Consider the following 19,584-nt stretch of genomic DNA (forward strand, 5'->3'; position numbering starts at 1 on the left):
CTATTATACCATTATTTGTAATTACATTAAAATCATACCCAATCTCTAAATATCAATTCTAATATAAAAATACCAAACTTAAAAAGTAAAAAAAAATTCCTCAAACCGTTAAGTTTTAGGAAACATATGTAGTTACGATTTTATTATTTCAACTGCCACATTTCATTTTCTTTAGAAAATAGTTCCTCTAGTTCATCTTTATGTTTTTCAATTTCTTGAATAGCATCCATATCATCTTCATTTATTGGCTTCATATTTTCATCAACATAAATTTCATATGCTCCTTCAGCATACTGTATGCTAAAACCATATTTATACCCTCCAAATATCAATGGCCATACAATTAAAAGTTCACCTTTTTCCATATTAGATACTGCCAAATTTCCTGTATAATGTAAATAATCTGGTTTTTTAACACTATAAGTATATCCATCTTCTTTTTTTATACCATACAAGCCAAATTCATTTTTAGGTACAGCTTTTATATATTTATTGTACTTTAGCGTTGTTATCAAAAACCAACTTAAATTTAAAACTACAAATACTAGAATAATAAACAAAAGAATTCTTTTCCCATTAATCTTACTCATAAATTTATCACCTTATTTCCTACTTTTTTTATGTCCTCATCATGTGTAACCAGAATAATTGTTTTTCCTTGTTCATTTAACTGTTTTAAAATATTAAGTACAGCTCCTGCGTTCGTTTTATCAAGAGATCCTGTAGGTTCATCCGCCAATATAATATCGCATTTTTTAAGCATTAATCTGGCTAATGCAATTCTTTGCTGTTCTCCACCTGATAATGTATATACTTTTTCATCTATTTTTTCCTCTAAGCCCACACCCTTTAACGCATCTTCTATTGATAAATTTGTCTTACAATCTTTCCGGATAAATTTCAAATTATCTTTTACCGTTTTATTATCAATTAATGCAAAGTTTTGAAATAAAAAACCTATTTTTGTTCTAAAATACTTTAAGTGATTTCTTTTATTTTTAATATCTATACCATCAACAATTATTTCACCACTATCTATTTTTTCTATAGCTCCAATCATATTTAATAAAGTTGTTTTACCACAACCACTTGGACCTGAAAATATTATAAAATCTCCATTCTCTATATTCAGATTAAAATTCGATAAGATTGTTTTATTATCAAATTTTTTAGTTAAATTTTTTATTTCAATCATAAATTTCCTCCTTTCAATATTTTTTGAATTTTACAATTCTCAATCCTACGTATGTAAAATGTAATAACAAATAATTCTAGTATTAGAATCATGCTTCCCCCAAAAGCTAAATAATAAACTTCCTTAATTTCCATTACTTTTACAACAATTACGGAAATTAGTATGCTGGATATTGTAGTTATAACTGTCATCATAATAATTTTCCAATTCTTTTCTAGAACACTATATCCCATAACTTTTTTAATAGAAAGTTCAATAGCATTTACTTCATATTCCAATCTAATAATTGAATTAATAATAATAAATTCTAAAAATAAAACTAAAACACTAAATACTAAATTGATATATAAAACTCTTTTTGCTATAATCCAACTATTTTCATATTTTTCTAGAACGTTTATTTTATAAACTTCTTCATCTTTTAAATTATGTTCAACTAAAAATTCATTGAATTCATTAAATTCATTATCTGATGATATTTTATACATAACATCATTTAAATAATCTAAGTTATTTAAATAAATATTATTACTTCCTGCTTTATCCAACGATATATTAATATAGCTAATGCAAGGATTTTTAACTAAATTACTTCCGTAAATACTATCTTCATCTATTCCAATAACCTCTATATCTTCATGGTAATAAATCACTTCATAATCAAATTTAGTTTCTTCCCTAGAACATAATTTTCCATATAGATTATCAATTATTTCGGGATTTTCTTTCATCTTTTCAGGTAGCATAAAATAAACATCTTTATCTAAATCACTATCCCTTAATTCATCTATTTTGCTTGATAAGTAATCAAAAGAATTTCTATTTGCTATAATAGCTTCTTGCTCTATATAACCAGAATTATCTTTTAGTGCAGTTGAATGAAATTTCTCAAAAAATTCTTTGTAAAATCTTGACTGAACAGCTTCAGATTCATTCCATGTATCTTTCATAGATCCATCATTTTTTACAATTGGTCTATACATAAACTTGATATAGTAATAATCTGAATGTTTTTCAAAAAAAGACTTTTGCTTGTACAACTTATACGATTGAGCACTAAAAGCTATATTGCTAGATATTATAAAAATCGTAATAATAGTTGTTACTAATTTCAGTCCATAATTAATTGATAATAATTTTTTAGATCCTTTACTATTAGAAAAAACTTCTTTTATATCATAAAAATATAAATTTAAATATAAAGTTCCATTGATAAATAGTAAAATGATAAATAATATTATAGAAATTTTAAAATTAAAAAACACATAACTATATCTTGATAAAACAGATAATATTACGATAAAAATCACAATAAGCGCTAAAGAATCTAAGATAATATTTGTCCAAATGATTTTACTTATTTTTTCTCCCATAGATATTCTAACAACATTTTCTTTCTTTTGTGAAAGAATATCATAAAAAGATAATAATAAAATAATACTGATAATAAGTATCCATATAGCAACTGTATTATTTCTTGCTTCTTTATCAATATATCCTTGTTTAGGGTGATTCCCTGCATATTTATTAATTAAATCCATCTTGAATTGGTAAACCTGCTCTTCACTACCAATAAAATAATAATCATGCATATTCTCTATGCTATGTATATCATTAAAATCATTAAATTTAAAATTAGTGTTTCCTACAAAAAGACTTGTATAGTTCCCTTCAAATATATTTGAATTTTCATTAATATATTTTTCAGTCCCTGCCGTTGCATAAATATCATATTCAGTATTAACTACATCCCTCTGAGTTCGCGTGAAGGTAAATACCTCAACTTTATTTCGATGTGCTGAATTTAGTATATCAGCAATCATTTCTTCACTAGTTGTATCATGTTGTAAATACAATGTAGTATTATCATATAGTGTATAAAAATTGTCTAAATAAAAAATATGACTTTCACCTATTATTAAAATACCTATAAAGATAACACAAAAACTAACGATATACTTAATTCCTTTCAAAAAACCCCTCCGCACTCCTTAACTATTTAGATAACATATACTTCTAATAATCTCATACTTCCCCATTCTTATTTATAAATAAAAATAGGGAAGTTTTAATTTTTAATCATTACCAAATAATTTTTTTTAATCTTTGCAATTACATAGGCCTATTAATCAAAAACATAGACAAGCTTATCTACATTCATCATTTTACCCCCCCCCATTCCAATTATGTCAATAAATTCATTATAAATATTTTCCAATAACAGATAAAAAACCAGTCAAAATGACTTTTACATCAAAAAACTGGCTTAATAATTACTATTTATTCAATTACATCTTCAATCTTTATTCCATATTTAATATCAACTTACTTAAGAATATTGATTATCATAGTTATTGCTGCTAATAGATTTGTTACAGCAAAGATTTTTTTCAAGTTTTTAGGTTTGCTTTTAATAGCATATTTACTTCCTATTAATCCTCCAATTATTGCAACAATAGTAAGTGGTATAGCTAACTGAGGATTAAAATCACCATTAATACTATGTCCTATAAATCCCATCAAAGCTGTAGCTGCAACCATTGCTGATGAAGTTCCCACAGCTATTTCCATAGGTATTCCGCATAGCATAACCATAAGAGGAATTTTAAAAGCTCCTCCTGAAATTCCAATTGCACCAGCAAAAAAACCTACTGCAGCTGTAATAGGCAGCGTAACCCATAAATTAACGGTATATTTATAATCACCGAAAGTTCTATTCCAATAACCAAATTTTTTCTTTTGCTCTATAGGTTTTTCTTTCACTGGAATAAACATAAAAATTGATATTACTATTAATAATATAGCAAACATTAATTTTAAAGTAGTTCCTTCAATATTTCCAGCGAAATACCCTCCAACAAAAGCCATAATATCCGTAGGTGGATCAATAATCAATGCTAGTTTCCAATCAACTTTTTTATGTTTATTGAAAACAATCATTGAGGTAATTGCTGTTCCCATCATTATAAGCTGTGATGTAGTAGCTGCATTATGCATTGAAACCCCAGCTAGCACCATGGTTAATACGTAAAAATTACCTCCACCTTTTCCTACCATAGACATGGTAATTGCAATAATCAATATTATTATACTAATTATTAGCACTGAATTCATTTCAGTCACCTCACCCTAATTGGATGCATTCAAATTATCAAGATTTTTTAGCACATATGCTAGTTTAAAAAAGCTAGCTATTTCATTCATGAAATTTTATATTAACAGATTTTCTGACCAGCAAAGTGCTCTCTTATATCCCTTGCTAATTGCCATACATTTCTCCATATTCTTCATATATAAATAATGCTTATAAAAAATAACTTATACTCCAAATTATATTCTTTTTAGAAAATATTTTCAACTTATGTCCATAAACATAATCTTAAAAAACTTTAAATTCACTATGCCATAAGCAAATTTCCAACAGTTTTATTATGTAAAAACAAAGAAATTTAATCGAATAATTTAATTTAAATTTTACATGCATTATTTCGATAAAATGTTATAATTTATATATATAGGTACTATATATCGATTATGTTTAAGCTTTAAAAAATCAAATAATTTGTTAGGAGACTGAATATGAAATTAAACACGAAAAGAACCGTTTTAATTGGTCTGGCCTTTATGACAATCTGTACTTTTTGGCAGGTGTATAACAATGTTATACCTCTCATCTTAAAAACAACATTTGACATGAATGAAGCTTTAGCCGGTGCTATTATGGGAGCTGATAATGTCCTAGCTCTATTTATGCTTCCACTCTTTGGTATGCTATCTGACAAAACAAATTCAAAGTTTGGTAAAAGAAAACCGTACATTTTGTTCGGTACAATCACAGCTGTTATTTCTATGATATTTTTAGTAATATTTAATACACCAACTACTTTTGTACCTTTTGTTATATTTTTGGGTATAGTTTTACTAGCTATGAGCACTTATCGTTCACCTGCCGTTGCTCTAATGCCAGATATAACACCAAAACCATTGCTTTCAAAAGCTAATGCTATTATTAATTTAATGGGTACAGTTGGTGGTATTATTGCCCTTGTATTAATTGCATTATTAGTACCTAAAGGAGATAATCCTAGCTATTTAATATTATTTGTAAGCGTTGCCATCATAATGTTATTAGGTGTTATTATTCTTTCCATCTTTGGAGATGAAAAAAAATTCAATGCTGAGAAAGAGCAAATTGAAAATCAAAATGGTTTCACCGAAAAAAAAGAGACTATAACAAAATCCAAACTATCACCTGAAAAAAGAAAGAGTTTAATCTTTATGCTAAGTGCAATATTTTTATGGTTCTTTGGTTATAATGCAATAATAAGTGCTTATTCAAAATATGCCGTTGTCAAATGGAATTTGGACGGTGGTTTATATGCCTATGCATTAATTGTTGCTCAAGTAGTAGCTTTAATAGCCTTTATACCAATAGGAAATATTGCTACAAAAATAGGCCGTAAAAAAACTATTTTTATAGGTATTTTTATGTTAAGTCTTGCATTTTTAATCGCCGGTTTCTTCCAATCCTTTAGCATTATCATATTATTCCTATTTGGTCTAGCAGGTATTGGTTGGGCATCTATTAATGTTAATTCATATCCTATGATAGTATCCTTAAGTGAGGGCTCTGACATAGGAAAATACACTGGTTTTTATTATACTGCATCTATGTCTTCTCAAATAGTTACGCCTATTCTATCGGGTCTTTTATTACAATATGTTGGCTATTGGACCTTATTCCCTTATGGAGCTATTTTTATTGCCCTATCAGCTATCCCTCTATTTTTTGTAAAACACGGTGATTCTATGCCCATCAAAAAAGAGAGTAAATTGGAAGCTTTTGATGTAGAAGATTAACTTATTATAAAAAACAAGAATTGATATCAATTAAGATATCAATTCTTGTTTTTTCAAAGACTCTATCAAACCCAATTCTTTCTATCCTTCAAAACAGGAAATTCTTCGCGATATTTATCAACATCATCCCGTATATCAACTAAAAACAAACTTTCATGTTCACTAGCAATTTGCAAAAACACACCATTCGGGTTGATAACACAACTACTGCCACAATAATGAATATTTTGCTGATTGCCAACACAATTTACACCTACAATATAACATTGATTTTCAATTGCCCTAGCTTGCAAAAGACTTCGCCAGTGTGTATCACGGGTTGCAGGCCAATTTGCAGGTATAATAATAATATCGGCCTCATCCACAACTCTACGGAATATTTCAGGAAATCTTAGATCATAACATATAAAAGTACAAATCTTTCTTCCCATAAAATCAACATTGGTTATCTTATCACCAGCAATAAAAAACTCATCTTCTCCTCCATAAGTAAATGGATGGATTTTTACATAATCCGAGATAATTTTGCCCGCTTTATCAACTACAGAATAATGATTCTCAGCCTTATCTTTGCACTTATTAACCCAACCCGCTGCTATAGCTATCCCATTTTCTAAAGCACATTTTTTCATGAATTCCAGCGTTTCGCAATTTTTTTCGCTGGTTTCTGAAATATTCATTGAAAATCCTGTAAAACTCATTTCTGGGAAAGCTACTAATTCGGCTTTATTGTTCTTTGCTTCTCTTACTATTTCCTTGGCTTTTTCCCAATTATATATTTTTTCTTCAAATTTTATATCAGTTTGAGCTATAGCTATTTTCATTTTTATACCTCTCTTTTATTCTTTGTTTTGTACGTTACATGATATTACTTTGCAATAAATTCTTCAAATTCTAATGCATTGAGCATTTGATTCTATAGTTATTTTTTATCTTTCTTGCCAGCTTTCATTTGATACATTTGTTTATCAGCCTCTTGCATAGTATTAAAAATTGATTGCTCGTAAGGAAAAACTCCATAGGATATACCACCAAATTCATTGATGCTATGGGCAAATTCATCTAGTTCCCTAGTAATAGTGCTGCCAGTTTCAGGCGTAGCATCTTTCTTAATGATGATAAATTCATCCCCACCATAGCGTATAAAATAATCTTCACATTGTAACAATTTTTTTGCATAATTTGTAAATGAAATAAGTAGTGTATCACCAGCCTGGTGCCCATATGCATCATTGTACTTTTTAAAATTATCCAAATCAATAAACATTATAATGTCGCCCGGAGTACATTGTACACTATTAATAAATTCCCTATTATAAGCATTGGTTAAAGAATCTGTGATTACTTTATGGCTCAGAAAATTGTTCTTTTGTGCAATTTCTGAATATTCCATAATAAGAGAATAGGTAATTCCAATAAGCAAAACAAAAATACCAATATTAAAAAATGCCGGTTCAGCAATATTAAATATAAATAATATAAAATTATGAATTAAAGTAAGACTAAGAAAGGAAATAGAAAACTGTAGCTGTGTAATTCTGCGAACATATACTTCTATTATTAGGAATATAATTCCTATAAGTGCAAATATATAGTAATATATTTTAATATTATTAAGACATATATAGTTTTGTGCCGCATATATTGGCATCAAGCTCAATATAAAAAGTATATGTACATATTTAGGAAGTCTTACATTATAAAAATAAGTATTCAAACCATATATTAACAAATATAGAGCAATAACAAAGGAAGATATAATTATTTTGCGAAAGATGAAATATGAAGTTAATGAACCCGTAAATAGCCTATAGCTATAATCTAAACTATGTATTGCATAGAAAAAGGCAGCCATTGCAAGTAACTGATAAGATATTTTGTGTGTATAATTATGTTTAGAAAACAATAGCAATATAATACCCAAAAAAATACATATTCCAATACATATATCATTGAAAAAATTAGTATAAATATTCTGAAGAAGATTGACCCAATGAATATCATCTTTCAATACTAAGCTTGGTATAGAAATAAAACCTACATCGTGAAGTGCATAAACTTTCATCTCAATAGAATTCTCTTTTTGTTTTAATGCTTCAGGTATTGTTATTAAATATGATGTATTCCACAAATTAGCTGTGGGGTAGTCCATATCTCCTTGTGAGTAAATCATAACTTCATTAAAATATACTTCAAATGCATATCCAAGAGGTTTTTGTATATAAATAGAATCATATAATTCCATATTTTCGTCAAACTGACTAGAAAGATAGTAGATCCCTGACTTAGTTACACCATAATTGAAAGGGGCAATAAATGAGTCAGAATCATTCATAGTATCCCAAGTAGCAACTTGCCATTTTGCAATTTCGATTCCACGTGGATGATAAAGAAACGTTTGAAAAAGAAAAATAATTATAAATAGAGCAAATGCTAAAATGTATTTCATATATTTTCTCATGGTATTCCTCCCAAAATCTACTAAATTTATTATATCATATTTTAGCCAATTTCGTCGCCTTTGGAGCATCAAGAAAATCATTTATATCTTACCCTTTAACAAAGAAACCCTTAATAATTTTATCGTTATTGTTAATTAAGGATTTGTCATAATAAAAGGATACTCATCCGCTGAATCAAAATAGTCACTTATACTTGTTAATGTAATAGTACCATATGCGTTTTCATACTTGAATTCTCCGTTGCAAATTATAATACCCTCAAAACCTTGTATGTTTTTTAGTGTGATATTCCCCTCAGCTACAAGCACTCCCTTTAATTGATTATAGGAATCGATATTAATATCACCTTTACTTACTATTATAATTTCTTCAGATGGAAAATTATGAATCTTTGTAAATATATCTTTGTCTACATCATCTTCTGAATAAAATTTTCTATAACTTGAATAATTATTCGTAGTATCGGAATCTAAATTGTAGTAACCGTTGCTATTATAAAAGCTTTCTACTTTTAATTCCATATTAGGTATAGTAATATCTACTAAATCTAAGTATTCTAACGAAAAACTAACAGGCTCAATTTCAGAATAGTTATCAAGGTTTGCGTTTTCAGTTTGATCACCATTTATAGATACATTATTAGATGTCTTTATACTTCCATTAGTAATAACATTTCCATTAATAATACTATTATTTTTAAGCGTTATATCCTTAATTGCAAATAAATCGCCATCAATATTTTTAGATGTACCGATTATTATCTCATCATTAGTTTCTATCTTTCCTGTTAAACTTCCGTTGTTACCTATGTCTACCTTTTCCATGGCATATAAATCACCTAATATAGACTTATTGTTTCCGATTGTAATATCATCATTAGTTTGTATACTTCCTGTTAGGCTTCCATTACTACCAATGTCTACTTTTTTATCTGCATACAAATCACCATATATGACTTTACCATCCCCAACATCTATTTCATCATTAGTTTTTATATCACCTGTTAAGGTTCCATCTTTGCCAATATCTACTTTGCCAATGGCATGCAAATTCCCTTTTATAGTTCCACCATCACCCATTGTTAAACTTTTATTTTTCCCTATTTTAATTTCTCCATTAGCAACTATGCTCCCTTTGAACTCGTTGTTATATCCAATTGTGGCATCACCATCTATATATAGTACTCCACTCGAATCTATTATTGTATTGTTTTTTATAGTTAATTTTCCTGCGTAAATCACCATCTCCCCTAAAACTGATGTATCTCCATCTTCTTAAGAATAATTATTATGGCGAGTAAAGCTATACTAATTATCAATTCTAGTAGCGTAAGACCTTTTGATTTCCGTTTCCAGATTATAATAATCAACCCCTCAATATTTAGTCGAAAATTTAATAGATTTCCTTCTATATTTTAGTATATCTTTAATATAACTTTATTGTTGTTAATATCATGATATCATATCGACATATTTCGTCAATAGTGTCAAGTTATCTATTACTGAATTTACTATTTTTTTAAGGTTAATTTAAGCCTACTAAACTAATATATAACTATACTAAAAAAACAATTCGCTCTAAGGAGATGATTAAAATCAAAAATAGATTGAATACTAAAGTAAATAAAAAAATAATAATAATTTCTTCAACTGTAATGCTACTAATTGCAATCATACTATATGCTCTCGCTGACAGATATTTAATTGAAAAAGTTGAAGTAGTAGTAGAGCCTACTTCTATAAATACTTTTGCTGATACCAATACCACTGATACTACTATAGACAGCATCGATTCTGATACTGATGCTACCACAACTTCAAATAATATCTATTATGATGACTCTACCTATAAAAGCGATAATATTGAAATAAATATTGAAAAAATTGAAACTGGCTCTGGTAGTGACAAGATAACTTATTTTGTTGCGGATATTATACTTGAAGATTCTACATATCTTAATTCTGCCTTTGCAAAAAATGCATTCGGTAGCAATATTGTAGAGACTACCTCAGAAATAGCCGAAAATAATGATGCAATTTTTGCTATAAACGGAGACTATTATGGATTTAGAAGCGATGGAGTTTTGATACGTAACGGAGTGCTCTATAGAGATATTCCTACTAGAACTGGTGCTGCATTTTATACCGACGGTAGTTTACTAACCTATGATGAAGAAGAAGTATCTTCTGAAGAATTACTAGATATGGGAGTTACAAATACTTACTCTTTTGGCCCTATACTTATCTCAGATGGAGAGGTTACTAAAGACTTTACAGACACTAAGATAGACAGCAATTTTGGAAACCGTACAATCGACGGTTCAAATCCTAGAACAGGCATAGGTATGATAGAACCTAATCATTTTGTTTTCATCGTAGTGGATGGAAGAGATACAGGATATAGCAAAGGTATGACCCTATCAGAATTTGCAAATGTTTTTGATGAACTAGGTTGCACTGAGGCCTACAATTTAGATGGAGGCGGTTCTTCAACAATGTACTTTATGGGGAATGTAGTAAATGACCCCCTTGGCAAAGGGGAAGAGCGAAGCGTCAGCGATATAATTTTTATAACAGAATAGTTTTATAAGTATAAAATCAAAATACTTAAATTGAAAGGAGTTGTTATATTATGATAATACTAATACCAGCTTATGAACCAACTATGCGAATGATAAATCTGATAGAAAAATTGAAATTAAAATGTAATTACAATATCGTTATTGTAGATGATGGAAGTGGAAAAGACTATAAAAACATATTTGACCTTGCACGAGAATTAGGGTGTACAGTCATTACTGAAGATATAAACAGAGGTAAAGGATATGCCCTAAAAGTAGGTTTTAAATATATAGAAACTCTAGCAGAAAAGGAAGGAATTATAACTGCTGATTGTGATGGTCAACATTCACCAGAAGATATTATAAGAGTTGCAAAAGAAATCAATGTATATGATAACAATATAATATTAGGTAGCAGACGTTTTACCGGCAATGTACCTTTGCGAAGTTCTTTTGGAAATAGTATGACTAGAGGTGTCTTCTCTTTTGCAAGTGGAGTAAAGGTATATGATACACAAACAGGACTTAGAGGATTTCCTCCTCATATGCTTAAGTGGCTTTATGAAATTTCAGGAGACCGTTTTGAATACGAAATGAACCAACTTTTAGAAGCTGCCCCATCTGGCTATAGTTTCAAAGAAATTGATATAGAAACTATTTACCTAGAAGAAAATAAATCTTCACATTTTCGTACATTTAGAGATTCTGCAAAGGTGTATTTCCCTATAGTAAAATTTAGTCTTTCCTCGATAACATCAGGTATATTAGACTTTGTTTTAGTTGTACTACTACAATTTTTAACTTCAAATCTCTTAATTGCAGTAGTGGGTGCAAGAATTTTCAGTGCTATATTTAATTACACTATAAATAAATTTTTCGTATTTTCAAAATTCAAAAATTCTACAGTTAAAAAATCTCTGCCAAAATACTTTATTCTTGCCTTCTTTGTTATGATGGGAAACTATGGAATAATCCATATGTTCAATGAAGTTATAGAAATAAACTTAATTATTTCAAAACTTCTTGCCGAAATAATTATATTTACCTTTAGTTTTTGGGCTCAAAGAAAATTTGTTTTCACTAATGATGTTAAATTATTTTCTAAAAATTGCCCCGCTAGAAAAATAGGTTAATTTACTGCTAATAATATGGTTGTGCAACAAAAGTAATTTAGTTAAACTCCAACTACAATATCATTTTCAGAAAAAAATTAAGCAAGTTCGCCTATTATAGCTTCTAGCAAAAATAAAAATTGATTTTTGCTAGAAGCTTGCAGACTAACTTGCTTTCTAATATTTCTAATATTTCTAAATATAATTCAAAGTATTAACATTTATTTAAGGAGTTCATTTACTTCATCAAAGCCTACTTCTAAATAAATATTACCTACTGCATATGGAGCATAAGCCCCTTCACTATATAGGAAAACTATACTTGAATCTGTTAGATAAAAACTTTGATTTTCTTCTATTCCATTATACTCTTCATATAATTGGTACTCTGTTTCTTCCATTCTTTTCTTTAATATCTCATTTAAAGAAGTTTCATAATCTACATCAGCTTTAAATAAATCCTGAAGTTTGATTTCTTCGCCTGTTTTCATATCAATAGTAATGGCATCAATAGCATTATTAGGATGAGCTGCTCCATCAAAATAGAGTGAGGAATTAATTTCTAAACTTAATATTTCACTAGTTTTTTGTTGTGTTTTATAAGTAATAGTATACGTTTCTTTCGAATCATCTATAGATGATTCATCTATAGCAAACTTTTCTTTAATAAGATTATTAATTTTTCCTTGGACCTCTACATTAGTTATACCTGAAACTTCAGGGTAAGTTATATCATATTCAAAGTTACCATTAATTCCCACATTTTTTATGTCTTTTAATTCATAATCATCTTTTTCAGAAGAATTATTTGTATCTACATCTTCTTGCTCTTCTGCAGTAACAGTATTTCCTGTATTTCCTGTATTATTGCTCGCATCATTACCACAAGCTGTGAATAGCAAAATACCAGTTGTAAAAACACTTAATAACAATATGGTTTTTTTATTCATTATAAATCTCCTTTTATAATAATATTTATTCTTACATTATTATATCAAGTTAATTAGTAGTAAAACAAACAAAAATATTACAGATACGTATCAAAATAATTACAAATTATGTAAAGTAATTATTTTTATTTATATTGTTATTGGCATATGCTATAATAAATAGAGAAACACCTCCCTTTCTACTCATATTGAAAAAATCATAAAGTTAATTATAATTATAAAAAGGATGAGTTTATGAAAAGCAATGATACTAAATTACATATTGTAAATACATTAATTAATCAAATGACAACTAAAAATTTGAATGATATTTTTGTTAAGGATATCGCTGTAGCTTCAAACATAACTAGACAAACTTTTTATAGACACTTCAAGGATAAGTACGATGTAATTAATTGGTTTTATGACGAAAAAGTAGAAACATTATTTACTGATACTAATACCTTAAAAGGGATTCATGATAATTTAGTTAAAAAATGTGATTTTTATAAAGAATATTCTCATGTTCTTAAAAATGCCTACAGATATAAAGGTCAAAATTCACTAGCAGATCACGAATTTTATAGAATTTTTAATTCTCTGTCCAAAAAGATATACGAAAATACCAATACTCCTATTGACAATCAATCAGTAGAATTCAAATTTGCTTTAGAGTTTTTTTGTCATGGAGTAGTCCAAACTACAATAGACTGGTTAAACAATGGCGCTTTAATTCCCTCTGAAAAAACGGCTGATATGTTACTAGATTTAATGCCAAAAGAAGTGAAATTTGAAATAGAAAATAAATGTTAAATAGGCAGTGCTTTCGCACTACCTATTTAACATTTATAGTGTATTAATAATTTTCTTTTCTAACTTCAAAGTAACTTTGAGTATATCCACATACTGGGCATGCCCCAGGTGCTTTTTTACCAATAACTAAATGACCACATATACGACATTCCCACATTGTTTCTTCACTCTTTTCAAAAACCTTCTTCATTTCTACATTATCAAGTAATTTACGGTATCTTTCTTCGTGAGCTTTTTCAATAGCTGCTATTCTGCGAAAACGTTCTGCTAATCCTTTGAATCCTTCTTCTTCCGCTTCTTTTGCAAATCTGTCATACATGTCAGTCCATTCATAATTTTCACCTTCAGCTGCATAGAGTAAATTCTCTGCTGTCGAATTTATATGACCTAATTCTTCAAAACAAACCCTGGCATGTTCTTGCTCATTACGAGCTGTATGTTCAAATATTCCTGCAATTTGATCATAACCTTCTTCTCTAGCAACTTTGGCAAAATAAGTGTACTTATTCCTTGCCATAGATTCCCCTGCAAATGCTTCTAGCAAATTCTTCTCAGTCTTTGTTCCTGCATATTTATTTTTATTATCTTCTTCTATTTTATTAAATACAGAAGCTGGTTGCTTACATACTGGACAAATAAAATCATCCTCTAAAGGTCCTTCATGTACGTATCCACACACACTACATTTCCACTTTTCAATATTTGCCATATTGTTAATCTCCTCTTTCTCATTAAATTTTAGTTTGTTTAATAATAATTCTACTGCTTCTTTTGGTAATTCTTTATCTTCTGATTTCATTAATGAATTTAAGAATTTGTTTACATTACCACTCTGTGGAATCATATACCCAGATTCACGAATTATATCTTCAGCCATTATCCTATTTGATTGAGCTACTGCTTGAAATAACTGTTTCTTTATAGGATTTTTCTCTATTTTAGCTAAAATTCTAGCCTGTTGCTCCTGCTCAATTTTATTGTCCGAGATTTTCCTTAAAGCATTAACTACTGAATTTTTCTTATCTTGTTGTTTTGGATATTCTTTAGGTATCATTGTTATAGCTTTTGATGGACAAGCCATTGCACACTTACCACAACCAATACATTTTTCAAAATCTATTTGACCTGTTTCTGTGTCTGTAGCTCCAGTTGGACATACATACAAACACAAACAATCTTTTGTACATAACTCTATATTTCTATATGCATGCATTTTAGTCCCTCCCCACTTCTCTTAATTTGAAATTAGGCACCTTACAAACTGGGCATACCTTTGGTAAATCATCACCAATATATATAAACCCACAGATTTCACAAACATATATCTTTGTATTTTCTAAATAAGAATCGCCCTCTACTTCATATCTATCTAAAACAGACTTTAACATTCTAGTTACTTTTTCACTCCAAACTAAAGCTCTTTTTGAACCTCTATCCTCTGTTTCATCAATTATTGCATTGGCCTCTTTATATTCACCGCTAATTTCATCATTAATGTTTTTAATAAAATCACTAATAATAGCTTCGCTTCTAGCTAAGCTTTTTTTATTAAAATACTCTTCAAGTTGCAAAAAAGCTTTAGCTTCCAAATCTAAATATTGTTTTCCACATCCCTTGGCCAAATTTGAACATATCGTAGCCATTTCATGTGGCTTTAATTCTCTTAGATCTTCATCCATTACATAATCAACTTTAGTTACATTGTTAGCGGTTGCTTGTCCCTGTAATTCAAATTCTGATTTAGATGCCCCACATAAAGGGCAAAGCCAATCTTCGGGAAGGTCTTCCCATAGTTTTCCTTCTTTTTCTTCATCAAATACATACCCACATATTGTACAAACGTACTTCTTCATATCAGACCTCCTTAATTAATAAAATATTTAAAGACGTTGATTATGCGCCTTAACCCTTAGTCAATGAAAACTCAGGTTCTATCTATTACTTTTATTATCTTATATAAAAAATCTATATTCAAGTTACAAAAATAATATCTGTAACTTATATTAATCAAAAAGTATTCTTAACTAATTTTCACTTTTCATTACCTGAATTGACTAGTATATAAATTATAATAAAATTCTTTATTCTCTAATAAAGTTTCATGTGTTCCTCTTTCTATAATTTCACCATTATCAATTACCAAAATAGTATCAGCATCTCTTATAGTACTAAGTCTATGTGCAATTACAAAGCTAGTACGTCCTTTCATAAGGTTAAGCATTGCTTGCTGAATATGAACTTCCGTTCTAGTATCAACACTACTAGTAGCTTCATCAAGTATCAGTATGGAAGGATCTTTAAGTATAGCTCTTGCGATTGCCAACAGCTGTCTTTGTCCTTGACTTAAATTACTTCCTTCTTCTGAGAGAATAGTATCGTAACCCTGTGGAAGATGTCTAATAAATCGGTCTGCATTTGCAAGCTTTGCAGCCTCTTCAACCTCCTCATCGCTAGCATCTAATCTACCATATCTTATATTTTCTCTTACAGTTTCAGAAAAAAGATAAGTATCTTGTAATACAATACCAAGATTTTTTCTTAAACTATCTTTTTTTACATTTTTTATATTAATACCATCAGCTAAAATTTCCCCGTCATCAATATCATAAAATCGTGTAAGAAGATTGATTATTGTTGTTTTACCAGCTCCCGTTGGGCCTACTAAAGCTATAGTGTCACCTTTTTTTGCCTCGAAATTAACATTTTTTAATATTTTCACATTTTTATCATAACCAAAACTTACATTATTAAATACTACTTCACCATTGATTTCTTTTAAATCTAATGCATCCTGTTTATCGATTAATTCTGGCTTTTCATCCATAATCTCAAATACTCTTTCAGCACCTGCTATGGCTGATTGTATAGTATTATACAAATTTGCAATCTGATTTAAAGGTCTACCAAATTGTTTTGAATAATTCAAAAATGCTGCAATAATCCCCACACTTACCAGTCCTTTAACAGACATATATCCACCAGATCCTGCTATAATAGCAAAGGTTAGATTGTTTATTAAATTCATTCCAGGGCCCATAAATCCACCAAAAATCTCTGCTTTTACAGATGCCTCTTTTAACTTCTTATTAATAGATTTAAAATCTTTTATCATTTCTTCTTCTTTGCAATATGCTTTTACAACTCTATGACCTGTCAATGTTTCTTCAACCATACCATTTAGAGACCCTAAATTTTTCTGTTTAGCTCTAAAGCTCTCCCTAGTATGATTTGTAATAAATTTAGTCATTATTAATCTAAGTGGGATTGTAAGAATAGTTATAATGGCTAGTGGCCAATTTAAAATAAGCATTATTATAGTAACGCCTATAACTGTTAGTACACTTGAAATAAGCTGTGTTACACTCTGCGTTAGTGTATTACTTACGTTTTCAATATCATTAGTTAGCCTACTCATAAGTTCTCCATTAGATTTCTTATCAAAAAATCTTAAAGACAATGTCTGAAATTTTGAAAACAAATCGAAGCGAAGGTCTCTTACAACCCTTTGAGAAATTCCTACCATGATATATGTTTGAAATAATGTTAACGTTGCATTTGTAACTTGTATAGCAACCATTAATATTATTATTTTTATTAGTCCATCTAATACTTTCGGTACAATATAATCATCAATAGCCTTTGCTATAAGATATGTTCCTAAAAGACCAAGCAATGTTGTTATAGTTACAATCAATAGTATAATAATCAATTTTATTTTCTGTCTTTTCATGTATGTCCAAATTCTTTTCAAAGTTCTTTTTGCATCTTTTACTTTAACTTTTTCCACGTTTCTATGACCTGGCCCTCTTCTTTCAAACATAGGCATACTAACTTCTTTAACTTCATTTTTATTATTACCCAAAATATTCACCAACCTCACCTAATTGCGATTTATAAATATCCTTATATACTTCATTAGATTTAATAAGTTCGTCATGTTTACCCTGAGCAACAATTTTACCTTCTGCAAGTACTAATATTTTATCTGCATCTAGAACACTACTTATTCTCTGAGCAACCATTAGAACAGTTGTGTTTTTAAATTTTTCTTTAAGTGCATTTTGAATAAGAACTTCTGTCTTTACATCAACAGCACTAGTACTATCATCTAAAATAAGAATAGCTGGTTTTGTAATTAACGCTCTTGCTATAGCAATACGCTGTTTTTGTCCACCTGACAAATTAACTCCTCTTTGTCCTAATGTTGTTTCATAACCATTTTCAATTTTACTTATAAAATCGTCTGCTTGTACTATTTTTGCCACCTCTTGTACCTCTTCATATGATGCTTGTGGAATACCATAACGTATATTATCGGCTATACTGCCAGAGAAAAGTATTGTTTGTTGCATTGCAATTCCTATACTTTTTCTTAAAGATTTTATTTTTATTTTTCTAATATCTTTTCCATCTAATGTTATTTTACCTTCATCAATATCATAAAGTCTTAAAATAAGACTTATAAGCGTTGTTTTGCCAGAACCTGTAGCCCCAAGAATAGCTACTTTTTCACCTCTACTCGCTGTAAAGCTGACATTTTTTAAAACTTCATCTTTTTCATTTTCACCGTAGCTAAAATATACATTGTGAAATTCTAACTGTCCATTAGTTTCCTTAATCTCGTGGCTATCTTTTGCATCAACAATATCCTCATTAGTATTTAATACTTCAAGAATTCTACTAGCAGAAGCCTCCGCTCTAGAAACCCTCATAAAAATTGTAGCTACCATCATAAGTGCCATTAATAATTGCAAAAGATAATTTATAAATGCCATTACCTCTCCTACTTGTAAATTACCATCCTTAACTTCAATTCCACCAAACCAGACTACTGCTATCATTCCTAAATTTAATAAAAGCATCATAACAGGCGTAATAAGCGAAACTGTTTTTGTAGCCTTTACTGTGATATCCATTAAGTTATCATTAGCTTTTCTAAATCTTTCTTCTTCAAAATCTTTTCTCACAAAAGCTTTGACTACCCTTATACCTGAGAGATTTTCTTGCATAACTTTATTAACTTTATCTAAACTACTCTGCACTTTCATAAATAGTGGATATCCTTTCTTTATTACAATAACTATGCATACTGTTATTGCAGGAACTACTATTGCAAGGATTATCGTTAATTGGGGCAAGAATTGCAAATAATAAGTATGGTATTAAATATTTCATTAATTTTGTCATATCTATTCTCCTTTCTATCTAATCATTTTTCAAATTAGACTTCATAAGAAGCAATAATTCTCTAAGTATTTCTCTTTTTTTATCGGAAAACCCATAGAATGCTTCTTTTTCTAAATTCTTATAAATTTCCTCAACTTCGCCTCTTATCTCTTTACCCTTGGTAGTAAGGAATACCCTTGAAACTCTTGAATCTTGTCCATCTTGCCTGCTAACAACAAAACCAGATTTTTCTAGCCTCTTTATCATTTTAGTAATAGTAGCCGGCTTTGAATCAAGTATCTTGCAAAGTTCACTTCTACTCTTACCATCTTTATCCCATAATGAAAATAACAATGGTGGTTGTCCTCTGTATAATCCTATTTTTTCAAGTTGATTATGTGTTTTATTAAATGTAAGTTTAGAAACATACAGAAAAAGATGATATAGTTCTCTTTCTTCTTCATTTTCATTCATATCATTGTTCACT

The 19,584-nt window shown here is 29.0% G+C and carries 18 protein-coding genes; 4 read left to right on the plus strand and 14 right to left on the minus strand.

The window, feature by feature from the left end:
• Positions 1–143: 143 nt before the first annotated feature.
• The 4 genes from ACVHXK_RS07925 to ACVHXK_RS07940 form a co-directional block, all read right to left on the minus strand.
• On the minus strand, positions 144–590 hold the full coding sequence (locus tag ACVHXK_RS07925) for a hypothetical protein (RefSeq protein ID WP_461205842.1): 447 nt from the start codon (positions 588–590) through the stop codon (positions 144–146).
• The gene (locus ACVHXK_RS07930; RefSeq protein WP_461205843.1) at positions 587–1,195 is read right to left on the minus strand and encodes an ATP-binding cassette domain-containing protein; all 609 of its coding nucleotides are present in this window, start codon (positions 1,193–1,195) and stop codon (positions 587–589) included. The genes ACVHXK_RS07925 and ACVHXK_RS07930 overlap by 4 nt, the downstream gene beginning before the upstream one ends.
• Positions 1,192–3,168, minus strand: coding sequence for a DUF1430 domain-containing protein (locus ACVHXK_RS07935; RefSeq protein ID WP_461205844.1), 1,977 nt, complete (start codon positions 3,166–3,168; stop codon positions 1,192–1,194). Before ACVHXK_RS07935 ends, ACVHXK_RS07930 begins: the two co-directional genes overlap by 4 nt.
• A 352-nt stretch (positions 3,169–3,520) precedes the next feature.
• Positions 3,521–4,309 (minus strand): sulfite exporter TauE/SafE family protein, encoded by a 789-nt coding sequence (locus ACVHXK_RS07940; protein ID WP_461205845.1) that lies wholly within the window; start codon positions 4,307–4,309, stop codon positions 3,521–3,523.
• 465 nt (positions 4,310–4,774) lie between these two features.
• Between ACVHXK_RS07940 and ACVHXK_RS07945 the strand changes: the two genes are divergently transcribed.
• Positions 4,775–6,055: an MFS transporter gene (locus ACVHXK_RS07945; protein WP_461205846.1), complete on the plus strand. Its 1,281-nt coding sequence runs from the start codon at positions 4,775–4,777 to the stop codon at positions 6,053–6,055.
• Between the two features lie 65 nt (positions 6,056–6,120).
• Here ACVHXK_RS07945 and ACVHXK_RS07950 read toward each other — a convergent pair whose 3' ends face one another.
• The 4 genes from ACVHXK_RS07950 to ACVHXK_RS07965 all read right to left on the minus strand — a co-directional run bounded on the left by ACVHXK_RS07950 (position 6,121) and on the right by ACVHXK_RS07965 (position 9,886).
• Positions 6,121–6,879 carry a carbon-nitrogen family hydrolase gene (locus ACVHXK_RS07950; RefSeq protein ID WP_461205847.1) on the minus strand — a complete coding sequence of 253 codons (759 nt, stop codon included), beginning with the start codon at positions 6,877–6,879 and terminating at the stop codon, positions 6,121–6,123.
• 98 nt (positions 6,880–6,977) lie between these two features.
• The gene (locus ACVHXK_RS07955; protein ID WP_461205848.1) at positions 6,978–8,516 is read right to left on the minus strand and encodes a GGDEF domain-containing protein; all 1,539 of its coding nucleotides are present in this window, start codon (positions 8,514–8,516) and stop codon (positions 6,978–6,980) included.
• 135 nt (positions 8,517–8,651) lie between these two features.
• Positions 8,652–9,761 (minus strand): polymer-forming cytoskeletal protein, encoded by a 1,110-nt coding sequence (locus ACVHXK_RS07960; RefSeq protein ID WP_461205849.1) that lies wholly within the window; start codon positions 9,759–9,761, stop codon positions 8,652–8,654.
• Positions 9,762–9,766: 5 nt separating this feature from the next.
• The gene (locus ACVHXK_RS07965; protein WP_461205850.1) at positions 9,767–9,886 is read right to left on the minus strand and encodes a prepilin-type N-terminal cleavage/methylation domain-containing protein; all 120 of its coding nucleotides are present in this window, start codon (positions 9,884–9,886) and stop codon (positions 9,767–9,769) included.
• A 216-nt stretch (positions 9,887–10,102) separates the two neighbouring features.
• Here ACVHXK_RS07965 and ACVHXK_RS07970 point away from each other — a divergent pair, with 216 nt between their 5' ends.
• A complete protein-coding gene (locus tag ACVHXK_RS07970; RefSeq protein ID WP_461205851.1) occupies positions 10,103–11,098 on the plus strand; it encodes a phosphodiester glycosidase family protein in 996 nt (331 codons plus the stop codon).
• A gap of 50 nt (positions 11,099–11,148) precedes the next feature.
• Positions 11,149–12,210 carry a glycosyltransferase gene (locus ACVHXK_RS07975; RefSeq protein WP_461205852.1) on the plus strand — a complete coding sequence of 354 codons (1,062 nt, stop codon included), beginning with the start codon at positions 11,149–11,151 and terminating at the stop codon, positions 12,208–12,210.
• A 200-nt stretch (positions 12,211–12,410) separates the two neighbouring features.
• On the opposite strand, the gene ACVHXK_RS07980 is transcribed toward ACVHXK_RS07975, so the two are convergent.
• Complete coding sequence (locus tag ACVHXK_RS07980) at positions 12,411–13,139, minus strand: DUF3298 and DUF4163 domain-containing protein (protein WP_461205853.1); 729 nt, start codon at positions 13,137–13,139, stop codon at positions 12,411–12,413.
• A gap of 234 nt (positions 13,140–13,373) precedes the next feature.
• Here ACVHXK_RS07980 and ACVHXK_RS07985 point away from each other — a divergent pair, with 234 nt between their 5' ends.
• On the plus strand, positions 13,374–13,931 hold the full coding sequence (locus tag ACVHXK_RS07985; protein WP_461205854.1) for a TetR/AcrR family transcriptional regulator C-terminal domain-containing protein: 558 nt from the start codon (positions 13,374–13,376) through the stop codon (positions 13,929–13,931).
• Positions 13,932–13,974: 43 nt separating this feature from the next.
• On the opposite strand, the gene rbr is transcribed toward ACVHXK_RS07985, so the two are convergent.
• The 5 genes from rbr to ACVHXK_RS08010 form a co-directional block, all read right to left on the minus strand.
• Complete coding sequence (gene rbr / locus ACVHXK_RS07990) at positions 13,975–15,144, minus strand: rubrerythrin (RefSeq protein ID WP_461205855.1); 1,170 nt, start codon at positions 15,142–15,144, stop codon at positions 13,975–13,977.
• A 1-nt stretch (position 15,145) separates the two neighbouring features.
• On the minus strand, positions 15,146–15,784 hold the full coding sequence (locus ACVHXK_RS07995; RefSeq protein WP_461205856.1) for a rubredoxin-like domain-containing protein: 639 nt from the start codon (positions 15,782–15,784) through the stop codon (positions 15,146–15,148).
• Positions 15,785–15,972: 188 nt separating this feature from the next.
• Complete coding sequence (locus ACVHXK_RS08000; protein ID WP_461205857.1) at positions 15,973–17,802, minus strand: ABC transporter ATP-binding protein; 1,830 nt, start codon at positions 17,800–17,802, stop codon at positions 15,973–15,975.
• The gene (locus ACVHXK_RS08005; RefSeq protein ID WP_461205858.1) at positions 17,786–19,078 is read right to left on the minus strand and encodes an ABC transporter ATP-binding protein; all 1,293 of its coding nucleotides are present in this window, start codon (positions 19,076–19,078) and stop codon (positions 17,786–17,788) included. Before ACVHXK_RS08005 ends, ACVHXK_RS08000 begins: the two co-directional genes overlap by 17 nt.
• 58 nt (positions 19,079–19,136) lie before the next feature.
• Positions 19,137–19,571, minus strand: coding sequence for a MarR family winged helix-turn-helix transcriptional regulator (locus ACVHXK_RS08010; RefSeq protein WP_461205859.1), 435 nt, complete (start codon positions 19,569–19,571; stop codon positions 19,137–19,139).
• Positions 19,572–19,584 lie beyond the last annotated feature (13 nt).

It is taken from the genome of Clostridium sp. DL1XJH146, from assembly GCF_054819755.1.

Coding starts and splice junctions, on each gene's coding strand:
- ACVHXK_RS07925 (WP_461205842.1), bottom strand. CDS start 590: ATGAGTAAGATTAATGGGAAAAGAATTCTTTTGTTTATTATTCTAGTA.
- ACVHXK_RS07930 (WP_461205843.1), bottom strand. CDS start 1,195: ATGATTGAAATAAAAAATTTAACTAAAAAATTTGATAATAAAACAATC.
- ACVHXK_RS07940 (WP_461205845.1), bottom strand. CDS start 4,309: ATGAATTCAGTGCTAATAATTAGTATAATAATATTGATTATTGCAATT.
- ACVHXK_RS07945 (WP_461205846.1), top strand. CDS start 4,775: ATGAAATTAAACACGAAAAGAACCGTTTTAATTGGTCTGGCCTTTATG.
- ACVHXK_RS07950 (WP_461205847.1), bottom strand. CDS start 6,879: ATGAAAATAGCTATAGCTCAAACTGATATAAAATTTGAAGAAAAAATA.
- ACVHXK_RS07955 (WP_461205848.1), bottom strand. CDS start 8,516: ATGAGAAAATATATGAAATACATTTTAGCATTTGCTCTATTTATAATT.
- ACVHXK_RS07960 (WP_461205849.1), bottom strand. CDS start 9,761: ATGGTGATTTACGCAGGAAAATTAACTATAAAAAACAATACAATAATA.
- ACVHXK_RS07970 (WP_461205851.1), top strand. CDS start 10,103: ATGATTAAAATCAAAAATAGATTGAATACTAAAGTAAATAAAAAAATA.
- ACVHXK_RS07975 (WP_461205852.1), top strand. CDS start 11,149: ATGATAATACTAATACCAGCTTATGAACCAACTATGCGAATGATAAAT.
- ACVHXK_RS07980 (WP_461205853.1), bottom strand. CDS start 13,139: ATGAATAAAAAAACCATATTGTTATTAAGTGTTTTTACAACTGGTATT.
- ACVHXK_RS07985 (WP_461205854.1), top strand. CDS start 13,374: ATGAAAAGCAATGATACTAAATTACATATTGTAAATACATTAATTAAT.
- rbr (WP_461205855.1), bottom strand. CDS start 15,144: ATGCATGCATATAGAAATATAGAGTTATGTACAAAAGATTGTTTGTGT.
- ACVHXK_RS07995 (WP_461205856.1), bottom strand. CDS start 15,784: ATGAAGAAGTACGTTTGTACAATATGTGGGTATGTATTTGATGAAGAA.
- ACVHXK_RS08010 (WP_461205859.1), bottom strand. CDS start 19,571: ATGAATGAAAATGAAGAAGAAAGAGAACTATATCATCTTTTTCTGTAT.